Raw genomic sequence first — 11,927 nt, 5'->3', positions numbered from 1 at the left:
CCTCGTCGCCGGCCCGATCAGCCGGCCGCCGGGGCGGGTCTGGTCGCCGGGCCCGTCGGCCGGTCGTCCTCGACGATCATGTTCAGGATCGCGCACTCGGCCCGCAGCAGGGCCAGGCCGAATCCCATCAGCAACAGCCCCTCGATCGTGTGGAAGGTCCCCATCGCCAGCTTCGGGTCGTACGCCATGATCCAGCCGGTCAGGACCACCCGCGCCACGTTCGCCGTCAGGGCGACCGGGATGGCCGAGCCGATCAGGACCAGGCGGTACCACCTCGGCCTCGGCGTCAGGAAGGCCACGGCCGTCGTCAGGGCGAGGAACCCGGTGAGCTGCCTCATCCCGCTGCACGCCTCGGCCACGAACATCCGGACCCCGCCCGGCAGCGTCAGGTGGTTCCCCTCGCAGAGCACCGGCAGGCCCGTGCCGTTGAGGATCACCGCGGCGAACCTGCTGACCATCAGTTGCAGCGGGTTGGCGATCGTCGTGTACAGGTGGATCGGCAACGGGACCATGAACACCAGAAAGGCCAACGCGAACCCGTACCGCGACAGGGCGTCCCGCCCCGCGAAGAGGGCCACGATCCCCGCCAATCCCGCGATGAACGACAGGTCGCTGGCGATCCCGACCGGCACGACGATCGTCGCCAGCCGCCCCATCAGGGCCATCGTCAGCAGGAAGACCCCCAGCCCGACCGCCGGCACCTGCCGGGTCGGACCGTACTGCGCCGCCATGTTGGCGAAGTAGAGGCTTATCAGGGGAACCAGAAATCCATGGCTGTAGTTCTGATCCGTCGACCAGACCTGCACGAAGTGCACCAGGGTCGACCGGAACAGGACCGCCAGCAAGGCCAGGCAGGCCGCGGCCCCGATCAGGGCCGTCCGGCCGTCCCGGTGCCGCCAGCCGTCCCGGACCTGGGCCAGCAGCGGGGGGAGTTCTCGGGGGACCGGCGCCGGGGAGTCGTCCCGGGCCGAGATGGTGGAAGTCGCCAAGGGTTCGTCTCCTCACTCTCCGAGGGTCCGCGATCGCGACGGTCGGACCGAGGCCGACAGCTCGGCCCCGTCCCCCTCGCCGCCGTCGGTGCCGACCAGGCTCATCCCGCGCCTGAGCTGCAGGCGGATGGCCTCGCTCGTGACCGGGTCGTTCGGGTCTGTAATCATGCTTTCGAGCAGGCAGGACCGCTCGTCGTTGGGCTTGCCGGTCCTGCCGTAGAGCTCGGCCAGGTTGAACATCCAGGAGCGTCGGGCCGATTCCTCGGCCAGTCCGATCCGGTCGACGGCCTCCCGATACCGCTCGGCCGCCTCGTCGAAGCGGCCGGCCAGGGCCAGGGCCTCGGCCGAGCTCGCCAGTTGCAGGGCGGTCGAGCACCCTTCGGGGCCTGCGTCCTCACCCAGGGCGATGGCCCGGTCGAGGGCCGCCTCCGACGCCGAATCCCCCCGCTGGCGGAGCAAACGGGCCGCCACCAGCCAGACCTCGGCCACGTCGGGCAGGACGTCGTCCCAGTCCTCGGCCGACCATTCGGGCCGGTTCGCCATGTCGAGCACGATCCCATGAATCACGTCCTCCAGCGGCAGGCCGAAGCGCCCTCCCCGCGGCTCGCTGTGGAAGGTCGGCGTCGCCGAGAAATCGGACCGGGCCCGACAGGCCATCTCCAGGGCCGACCGGTAGGCCCGCTTCGCCGCCTCGGCCTTCCCCTCGGAGAGCAAGGCCCGCCCGGTCCAGGTCAGGGTCCAGACGTCCCGGCTCAGGCCGAGGGCCGTGGCGCTCGGGTCGATCCCCGGATCCTGGAGGGTCCGCCAGGCCTTCGCGAACCGCAGGCTCGGATGCCCCGGGGCCGTGCCCGAGGCCGCGTGCAGGAGGTCGCCCGCCCGCTCCTGGGCGGCCGGGTCGAACCCGCCCCCCTGGCCCGCGAGCAGGGCCGCCCGCATGATCATCTGGTCGGCCGTGCTGTTCCACCATTTCGCCCCGGGCAGCTCCTGCTCGCGCTCCAGCAGCAGCTCCAGGGCACTCCCCTCGGGTCGCTTGCCGTCGGCCAGGCGATCGGCCAGGCGCCCGACCCCCCTGTCGACGACCGCCCAGGTCCACGAGAGCCGGACCCCCACCGCCCCGACCGCGACCACCGCGAACATCAAGGGGATGCAGAGCCACGAGCCCCCCGGCACCGTCCAGCCGTCGGGGGCGATCCGGTCGGTCGGCAGGGGCAGCCGCGCCACCGACCGTTGCCGGGCGCCGGGCCTCGACCCCGCTCCCTTCCGCCCCGGCTGCGCCGTCAGGATCGCCTTCGCCGACGGCCAATCGCCCGACCGCCGGACCTCCGGTTCGGGCTCCCCGACGTCGGCGGGCTTCGGCAGGTCGGGGGCGATCGGCCCCGGGGCGTCCTCGATCGGCTCCGGGACGGGACGGATCGCCGCCTCGATTCCGGTCGCCTCGACCTCGGGGATTCCGGTCGCCTCGGCCACCGGCGCCGCCGGGCCTCCCCGGACCTCGGTCGCCGGTTCCTGCCCCTCGATCGGCTCGGGGGCCGGCGCGGCGGTCGGCTCGGGGTCCGGCCCGGCGTTCGGCTCGGGGGCCTGCTCAACGTCCGGCTCGGGATCGGCGATCGGTCCCGGCTCGGGGGCCTTCCCGCTCAGGAAGGAGACGAGGTCGGACAGCCCGATCCTCGGCACCGAGAGCCTCGGGCGATCCGCGTCCCGCTCGACCGGCTCGGCCTCCTCCGCCTCCTCCGGCCCCGCGACGGCAAGGCCCGGTGCCTCCCAGGGGATCGCCAGCTCGGTCGATGTCGCGGGCTCCGGGTCGGCCGGTCCTCCCGAAAGGGGCACCGACGAGGCGATCGGGTCGCCCGGTTCACCGGCTTCGGTCCGATCCGGCTCGCCGATCGCCGGGGCTTCGTCCGGGAGCGTCCCCGGCCCCTGGTATGCCAGGCGATCCGCCACGAGGGCCTCGAGCATCCCGTCGATCGCCTCGACCGAGTCGGCCGGCCCCGAGGGCTCCTCCCGGTCGGCGAGCGAAGCGACGGCTCCCGACTCGTCCCCGACCTCGGCCTCGGGCTCCTCCGCGATCATCGGCTCGGCGAGGGCGGCCGGTTCGCCCTCGATCGGGCCCGGCTCGTCCGCCTCCTCGGCGACGCCGAGCACCGCGTCCGGGGTCGGCTCGGCGTCCGGGATCGTGGGCTCCTCGGCAGGGAGCGAGAGGACCGCGGCATCCGGCCCGGGGGCGGCCTCGGGCTCGGGTGCGGGCGATTCGAGCAAGGCCTCGACCGGCACGACCGGCTCGGTCATGCGGAGGGACCGGCTCTCCGGCGGGGCCTCGGCCGCGGGCGGCTCACCGGTCTCGGATCGGGTCGGCTCGACCTCGGCCGGCGAGACCCGGGAGGCTGCCGGGGTCGTCGGCTGCGGGCGGGCCAGGGGACTCGGATACGAGGGCGGCTCGCTCGGGACCGGGCGGTCGTAACGAGGGGCGGCGGGCGCCACCGGCTCGCGTCGGGCCCGGAGCGAGGGCTCCGGCGCGACCGCCGGCCTCAACGGGGCCGAGCCGGCGCGGGACCTCGGCTCGGCCGGTTGTCCGGCGGGGCGTTCCCGGTTCTTGATCGAGGCCCCGGCCGCCCGCCATCGGGCCTCCCACTGGCGCTCGTACAGGCGGTCCTTGAGCCATCGTTCCCGCTGCTTGAGCCGCGCCTCGAGGCGGGCGACCTCGGCCTTCTGCCGATCCAACGGGTCGGAGGAAGGGTCGGGAGGCCCGTCCGCCGGCGGCCGGGGTTCGGGGACCGGCTCGATCGGGATGACCTTCTGCCCCTCCGGGTCGACCATGGTGGCCGCCTCGTCCTCGGGGCCGTCCATCGTCGGCAGGAGGGTCAGCCAGCGGTCGGCCAGGCGGAGGGTCGAGCCCATCGGCACGGGGCGGGGGCCGTCGGCCGGCCGGCCGTCGAGGGTCAGCGACGAGGAGGCCTCGACCGGCTGCAGGTGCCAGGTGTTCCCGCGGCGGCGGAGCAGGCACTCGACCTCGGCCAGCGCGGGGTCATCGAGCCGGACCTCGCACGATCGGCCGCGGCCAATCCGGACGCTCGCCTCGGTCAGCGAGACGATCCGGGTCGCCCGGCTGTTCCGGGCTCGGATGTGCAGATAGGCCGCGTCGTGCATCCTGATCGCTCCTCCTTGAAGCGGATCTCCATTGCGGGGCATCCCGGCCCCTCGTCAGGCGGCCTCGACAAACAGGTCGGTACCCCCGGACAGCCAGCGGTCCAGGGTCCCCAGCACCGCACAGGCCGCCAGCCCCACGGCGGGCAGCTCGACCGTCCAGTGGACGCTGGCGAAGGCCCCGAAGCAGACGGCCGAGGCCACCAGCCCGCACGCCAACGCCCGGTCGGCCGAACCGACCCGCCGCCAGGCCCTCACGATCCGGGCCAGGCCCCACATCACTGCCAGGCCGAGCACGCCGGCCCCGGCCAGGCCCGACTCCACCACCCACTGCAAGAGGCTGCTGCCGGCGGTCGTCGGGCTGGCGTCGGTCCCTTTATACGACGGGATGACCCGGCCGAACGTGCCGAGGCCCGTCCCGAGCAGCGGGAAGTCGCGGATGATCCGGGCCGACGACCTCCAGAGCTCCTCGGCCCGGTCCAGCTCGGCGGTGATCGGGGCGAACTTCGGGTCGGTCCCCCAGCCGAGCAGGCGATTGCCCGAGACCCCCGCGCCGAGGCTCACCAGCGAGAGCATCGTCAGGCCGACCGCGAGCCATCGCAACCCGGTCGGCCAGGCCCCCGGGAGCCCCGCCAGGACCAGGCCGGCCGCGAACGGGATCGCCAGCAAGGGCCCGGCGATCACGCCGATCAGGGCCGAGCCGCTCACGATCGCCAGGGCCAGCAAGCCGACCAGCGGGGCCAGGCCCGACCGGCCGATCCGGTCGGCCATCGGCTCCCGGCTTCCCCGAGGGGCGAGCAGGTGGAGTAGCAAGGCCAGCGACAGGGGCAGGCCCAGGGCCCCGATGGCCAGGTACGCGCCGGGGCCTCCCATCAGGCTGCCGATGAAGAACGGCCGATCGGGACGGGGGAGCAGCCAGGGGCCGTTCGTGCCCCCGTCCTCGGCCAGGGGCCGCAGGACCGAGGTCCCCGGGGCCCGCAGCAGGTCGAGGGTCGAGGGGGCCCAGCTCGGGCCCTTGCCGGGGGTGATGATCCCCAGCATTTCCGGCACGTCGCCGGCCATCTGCACCAGGCCGATGCCCGTCATCACGACGAAGATGCCGACCACGCTGCCCCAGATGACCATCGTCCGGCCGAGCTTCCTCGCGAACCGGGCGGAAGTGATCAGGACCACCAGCCCGATCGTCGCGTCGAAGGCCCACCGGAGGGTCGCCGATCGGTCCACCGTGGCCGGGGTCCGCGAGGCGAGGGCCTCGGGGAGCTCGGCGTCGGGGTCGTCGGCCAGGACGAGGGCGGACGGCACCCCCCGGGCGTGGAGCGACCGGGCTTCCGGGGCGATCCGGCGGGCCAGGGTCGCCGGGATCGGCGCGAGCTGGACGACGGCCAGGCCCACGGCCAGGGCCCCGAGGACCGGCAAGGGGCTCCATCGGATCCGGGCCCGCCCCTCGATCGCCACCCGGGCCAGGCCGAGGACGACCAGCAGGACGGCCATGGCCGCGATGACCGGCCGCCACCACCAGACGACCCCGCCGAAGGCCAGGGCCGTCCCGGCGAGCATCCCCACAAGGATGCCCGCCTGGGCGCGGTCGGTGCACTCAAGGATGCGGATGCGGAAGGTGCCCACCGGGAGTCTCCGGTTCGAGTCGAATCGGTGCGGAAGCGGTCGGGATCACTCGGCCGACGCCAGGGCCCCGGCCGCCTCGCGAGGCCGGTCGCCGAGGCGTCCCGAGCTCACCGGACCGACCGGCTCGCCATGCTCATCGAGATACGAAGAAACGCACGACCAGTTGTTCACGTCCTCACACAGGCCATTGAAGACGACGCCGACGATCGGGGCCTGCGACTGCTCGAGCATCGTGCGGGCCCGGAGGACCGGACGCAGGTCATTCGCCCCGGCCCGGACGACGAGGATGGCCGAGTCGACGATCCGGCCGAGCATCCGGCAGTCGGCCAGGCCGAGGATCGCCGGGCCGTCGAGGATCACCCGGTCGTAATGCCGCGAGACGGCCGCGATCAGTTGCTTCATCTCCAGGGCCCCGAGCACCTCGACCGGCACGCCCGAGGGGTCGCCGGCGGGCAGGAAGTCGAGGTTCGGGATGTCGGTCGAGACGACCGTGCGCTGCCAGGGCATCTCGCCCCGGAGGACGTCGACGAGGCCGAGGTCGTGATCGGTGTCGGCCTCGGGGTCGTCGAAGACCGGGCGGAGGCTCGGGCGGCGGAGGTCGACTTCCAGGAGCAGGGTCCGCTCGCCCGACCGGGCGCAGGTGGCGGCCAGGTTCAGGGCGGTCGTGCTCTTCCCCTCGCCGGCCTTGGCGCTGGTGACGAGCAGGGTGACGGCCGGCTTGCCCTCGGGGCAGGTCATGCCGACGAGGCTCGCCCGGAGGTTCCGGTAGGCGTCGGCCTCGGCCGATTGCGGGGCGCCGGCGGTCCAGAGGTGCCCGCCGCGTTGCAATCGGGCCGTCCGCTTCATCCGGGAGACGACGCCGAGCAAGGGGAGCGTCAGGCCGGTCGTCAGTTGCTCGGGGGCACGGACCGAGTGGTCGAGGTGCTCGATCGCCAGCACGGTCCCGACGCCCGAGACCATCGAGACGAGGCAGACCAATGCCACCAGCAACGTATACCCCGGCCGGACCGGCTTGGTCGGCGGGGAGGGACGCTGGACGACCCGGACCGGCTTGTTCTGGGTCTTCGAGAGCACGTCGAACTGGTCGATCTTGGCGCGGAGCAAGGCGATGCCGGCGGCGGTCCGCTCGCGTTCCTTCAGCAGGGTGTTGAACTGGTTGTGGTCGGGGGCCATCCGCTGGATTTTCTGCAGGATTCCCTGTTCCGCCTCCTCGATCTGGGTCAGCTCGCCGGTGAGGACCTCGCGATACTGGGTGAACATGGTCGCGGTCGGGTCTTCCTGGGATCCGGCCGCCTGGAGGGACATGGCCTGGATCTCGTGGATCTGGTCCTCCAGGTCGCGTCTCATCTTCATGTAGCGGGTGATGGCCGGGTCGCGCGGGTTGCGGGCGACGCGGGCCACCTCGCTGATCTTCATGTCGAGGGCCTGGCGGCGTTCCATCAGGTCGTCGAGCTGCCGCTGCTCGATCGAGAAGGCCGGTCCCTGCTCCTTGGGGAACATCCGGGCGATCCAGAGCTGGTGCTGGAGCTGGTCCATGCTGTTCTGCTTCTGCATCCTGAGGATGCCGAGCGACTCGTAGCGGCGGACCAGGTAGTTCTCGCCGTCGGGGGAGAGGTCGGGCGAGTTGGCCATCGCCTGGCTGATCCGGCGGTCGATCTCGGCCAGCTCGTCGTACATCTTCTTGATGTTCGCCTCGGCGGCGGCCTGCGAGTTGACGACCTTGTCGTCGACCTCGGCCTGCGAATCGCGCTCGTATTCCTCGAGCCAGAGGTCGAGGATCGTCGAGACGCGGTGCGGGTCGTTGCCTTCCAGGTGGACGTCGTAGCGGGTCGATTGCGCCAGGCGGTTGGTCTTGAGGTTGGCCAGCAGCTCCTCGACCGGATCCCCTTCCGAGCGGACCGGCGGGCCGATCCGCGGGCTCCTGAGCACGTCCTCGACCGTCTGACGGTTGCGGAGGTGGGCCAGGCGGTTGGCCTCGTACTGCTCGGCGGTGACGGCCGAGAGGTTGATGGAGTCGTCGGCCATCAGGCTCGCCAGGATCGAGTCGAACTGCGGCGGCACGATCTCGATCTGGGCCGAGGCGCGATAGACGGGCTTCTGGCGGAGGACCAGCGTGGTGCCGACGGTCGCCATCACGCCGCCGATGAGCACGATGAGCCAGAAGCGGCGACGGAGGGCCCGAAGATAATCGGACGGCGACTTACCTCCGGCCGTGCCGGTCGATCCCGAGGGTCCCGGGGCGGGGCCGACGGGGATGTAGGCCGGCGGCGGGGCATGAGGCGCGGGGACCGCCGAGGCGGCCGGGGCCGTCGATCGTTGGGGAACCCCGGCGGGCTGGCCGCCATAGGGGAGGATGATCCGCTCCATGAGTCGCACCCTTCCTTGAGCGTCGCGTCACGGTCAGTCGGTGTCGGGCGATCGGGGGACGAAGGCCACCCCCGACGGGGGGGCGGGCCAGCCACCGGCGAGCCCGGCGGGCGCCGTCGCCAGCACGAGCGTGCTGCCGGTCGTCGGCGACGATCCGCTGAGGACGCCCTCGGGTTCCGACCCGATCGGGCGCCCGAGCACCCCGTCGGCCAGGAGCCGGCCGAGGCGCTCACTGCTCGCCAGCGACAGCCGCTGCAGGAATCGGAAGGCGATGTCGGAGGCCAGGTCCGACCGATCGCTGAACCGCAGGTCGACCGTCAGCAGGGTGTCGCCGGCACCGAACAGTCGGAACTGGGCGGCCGGGCCCGACAGGCGATCGGTCGAGGAGTCGAGTTCCGAGGGCTCGGGCCAGTCGCCGAGGTCGCGGCGGGTCGGCTCGGTCCCCGGGCCCCGGAAGGCCAGGCGGGCGGCCGAGCAGCCGAGGGCCTCGGCGGTCTCGGTCATGATGTCGAGGACGCGGTCGGCGTCGGCGGCCAGCTCGACGCGCTGGATGGCCTCCCAGGTGGCCTTGGCGGCCCGGCGCTCCTGCCGGCCGCGGACCATCCGGGCGGCCAGGTCGTTCCGCAGGTCGGCCAGCTCGTTGCGGCGGCTGTAGAGGATGACGACGAAGGCCGAGCAGCCGGAGCTGCCGAGGATCAGGGCCAGGACGTCGCTCCGCATGGCCACGCCGAGCAGGACGACGCCGCAGAGGAAGGCGGTGAAGCTGTAGAGCATGGCCGCGGCCTGCCTCGGGTCGAGCCCGAGGCCGATGAGGACGTGGTGGACGTGGCGGCGGTCGGCGGCCGTGAGCGGCAGGTTCCGGACCCACCGGCGGAAGATCGCCAGGGCGGTGTCGGAGATCGGCAGGCCCATGGCGAGGATCGGCAGGAGGATGGAGACGGCCATCGTCCCTTTGAGCGACCCCTGGATGCCGATGACGCCGATCAGCATGCCGATGAGCAGGCTCCCGCTGTCTCCGAGGAAGATGCAGGCCGGATGCCAGTTGTACAGCAGGAACCCGGCCAGGCCGCCGGCGAGCGCGGCCCCCATGAGGGCCGATCCGTAGTTGCTCAGGGCGACGGCCACCAGCATCATCGTGGCGGCGACGATCAGGCCGACGCCCGAGGCGAGGCCGTCCATGCCGTCGATCAGGTTCCAGATGTTCATGCATCCGAGGAACCAGAGCAGGGTGATGGCGATGCTCGGCAGGTCGAGGATGAACGTCTCGGGCCGGCCGGGGAGGCCGAGGGTCAAGGGGAGGCTGAGCGACAGCTCCATGCCGAGGATCTCGACCGACTCGATCCGGATGCCGCCGGCGTAGAGGAGCATCACGGCGATCGCCTGGCCGAGCAGCTTGGCCCGGGGGCTGACGCCGATCGTGTCGTCGACGACGCCGAGCAGCAGGACGACGCCCGCGGCAAGGCCCACCCAGAGGAGCGAGTCGGCCCAGGAGGTCAGCCCCGGCCAGTCGGGCATGAGGCCGCCGAAGGTCAGGGCCCCCAGGCCGACGGCCAGGCCGACGGCCAGCCCCAGGCCACCGAGCCGAGGCGTGGCGCCCTTGTGGACCCGGCGGAACTGGTCGGGCCGGTCGATCGCCCCGGCCCAGATGGCCAGTCGGGTGACGATCGGCGTGGCCAGCACGCAGCCGAGGAACGAGAGCGCGAAGACGAGCAGGTAGGAATCGGGCGTCATGGACCGGCACCAGCTCCATCCGGCCCGGACGTGCGAGCGTGATCGCGACGCCCACCGGGGGCGTGGTCAACGTTCGCAGGCATCCGTGCTCGATTGCGAATCCTTCGATTCCATTCGACGGAGTCGAATCCGACGGTCATTCCGGACCGCGGACCCCACCCGATCGACCATACCGGATCGATCGGGACGGCGGAAGGCTTATTGCCTCAGCCCGATCCTCTGGCGTGGATGTGTTGTCTTCATGACAAGGGTCTCCTCCTTGATGTCACGCGAGTGGTGTCTTCGCTCGGGAGTCGGAAGTGGCGGGCAATTCCGGCGATTCCGAGTGCTCGATGCCCGGGCCTGTGTCGGCCGAACGTTCCGTGTTGCTGCTCTCGCGGTTGGGCTGGTCGAGCGGCCGTAGTATGAACCGGGAGCGGTCGGGGGTCAAGAGGGAATCGGCCCGCCGCTCGGATCGCGTGCGGCCGGCCCCCGTGTGGGCCGGGGGCCGGCCGGGGGGCCGGTCAGTACTGATCGGCGCTGATGACCTCGCCGCCGGCGCGGGTGCCGAGGGCCATCCAGGTGAGCTGGTCGATCGTCTGCTTGACGAACCGGACGCTGCCGTCCCCCATCAGGACGTTGCACCCGCCCGGGTGGGCGCTGGTGGCGTTGCTGATGTGGGAGTTGTCCATGCCGCAGCCGCCGCAGCCCTCTCGGCAGGAATTCCAGGCCGATCGCGTCGAATTCGGGGGGACGATGACGTTGAATAGCGTGAGGGCGGGCGCCCCCCAGCCCCAGTACTGCCCGGCGTTCTGATAGCCGGACGACTGGGCGCCGTTGGTGTTGTAGAACTGGTCGCAGGCCTGGAGGGTCAGCTGGAGGCCGGGCATGTTCTCGAGCGCGTTGGTGCTCTCCCACATGCCGCCTCCGGTCACGCCGACGACGCCGTTGCCGGGGGTGCGGTCGGGCTGGCCGGGGACGCCGGTCAGGCGTTCGGAGAAGGCGATCGTGTTGGCGGTGCCGTCCCGGATTCGGGAGATGGGGTAGGCCTGGGTCATGGCGAAGAGGCCGGAGCTGACCGACTGGGCCCGGTAGCCGATGGTGGTGCCGAGGCTGGCGAAATAGTTATTCGAGAACTGGCGGCCGGCGTTGAAGTCCGAGGGGCAGAGGAAGCTGGTCACGAGGGTCCGGTACGAGGTCGCGTTGGCCTGCTCGCCGGCCGGGCTGGCCACGGGGGGGAGCTGGAAGTTGATGGCGTCGTAGATCGGCTTCGCCTCGAGGTAGGGCAGGAGCAGGGCGTGGGCGCTCCAGTTGTTCCAGGCGTAGATCGTCCCGGCCTCGTCGGCGTAGACGCGGGACGACCCCATGGGGAAGGTGTCGAAGACCGAATGATAATTATGCATGCCAAGGCCGATTTGTTTCAGGTTGTTGGTGCACTGGGCGCGTCGGGCGGCCTCGCGGGCGCTCTGGACTGCGGGCAGCAGGAGCGCGATCAGCACGCCGATGATGGCGATGACGACGAGCAGCTCGATCAGGGTGAAACCGCCTTCGGTTCGTCTCGTCGGCCACGGGGTCCGGGTCGATTGCGTTCGCATCGTGTTCGGCTCCTTCGAGGGTGAGACCGGCCGGGAAGCTTCCGGCAGGTTGAGACGCGATCGGTGAAAGAACGGCGAGGGGGGGATTGTCGCGTTGATCGATCGGGGGACGCGTGGACAAGCAAGCGTGTGTGCTCGGGTGGGTCGCGGCGGCGAATCCCGGCTCGTTATCGCGTCATCCCCTGTTTCATCAGGCGCTCCATCTCCTCGCGGGAGGCCTGTTCGCCGGCCTGCTGGCCGGGTGCGTCTTCGATGAGGTCGCCGGTCTTCGGTCCGCCGCCGCAGCCGACGGCCGCGAGGGCGACCCCGAGCGCGAAGATCCGCGCGAGCCTTCCCGGGCGTCTCCGCCAGGTGGTATCCATCATGATTCTCCCGTTGCGTACCGCGGGCGCTCCCGAATCCGAAAGGATTGGGTGAAAAGCAGGGTGCCGCGGTTGCGTTATTGAGCGACATGAGGCCGTGGTGGACCACGGCGAGGCCCCCGACCCAGGGACACGAAGAA

7 protein-coding genes are annotated in these 11,927 nt (G+C 71.8%); all 7 read right to left on the bottom strand.

Annotated features, from left to right (window positions below; genetic code table 11):
- Positions 1-17 precede the first annotated feature (17 nt).
- The gene (locus tag AB1L88_RS20975) at positions 18-989 is read right to left on the bottom strand and encodes an exosortase/archaeosortase family protein (protein WP_367098650.1); all 972 of its coding nucleotides are present in this window, start codon (positions 987-989) and stop codon (positions 18-20) included.
- A gap of 12 nt (positions 990-1,001) precedes the next feature.
- Entirely contained in the window at positions 1,002-4,133 is a 3,132-nt protein-coding gene (locus AB1L88_RS20970; RefSeq protein ID WP_367098649.1) for an FHA domain-containing protein, read from the bottom strand.
- 54 nt (positions 4,134-4,187) lie between these two features.
- A complete protein-coding gene (locus AB1L88_RS20965; protein ID WP_367098648.1) occupies positions 4,188-5,753 on the bottom strand; it encodes an O-antigen ligase domain-containing protein in 1,566 nt (521 codons plus the stop codon).
- Between the two features lie 45 nt (positions 5,754-5,798).
- Positions 5,799-8,120, bottom strand: coding sequence for a polysaccharide biosynthesis tyrosine autokinase (locus AB1L88_RS20960; RefSeq protein WP_367098647.1), 2,322 nt, complete (start codon positions 8,118-8,120; stop codon positions 5,799-5,801).
- A gap of 33 nt (positions 8,121-8,153) precedes the next feature.
- Entirely contained in the window at positions 8,154-9,851 is a 1,698-nt protein-coding gene (locus AB1L88_RS20955) for an MraY family glycosyltransferase (protein WP_367098646.1), read from the bottom strand.
- 503 nt (positions 9,852-10,354) lie between these two features.
- Positions 10,355-11,425: a DUF1559 domain-containing protein gene (locus tag AB1L88_RS20950; RefSeq protein WP_367098645.1), complete on the bottom strand. Its 1,071-nt coding sequence runs from the start codon at positions 11,423-11,425 to the stop codon at positions 10,355-10,357.
- Between the two features lie 167 nt (positions 11,426-11,592).
- A complete protein-coding gene (locus AB1L88_RS20945; protein ID WP_367098644.1) occupies positions 11,593-11,790 on the bottom strand; it encodes a hypothetical protein in 198 nt (65 codons plus the stop codon).
- Positions 11,791-11,927 lie beyond the last annotated feature (137 nt).

Source organism: Tautonia sp. JC769 (assembly GCF_040717455.1).
Lineage (GTDB): Bacteria > Planctomycetota > Planctomycetia > Isosphaerales > Isosphaeraceae > Tautonia.
The sequence above is the reverse complement of the archived record's forward strand: the minus strand, read 5'-3'. Positions and strand labels throughout refer to the sequence as shown.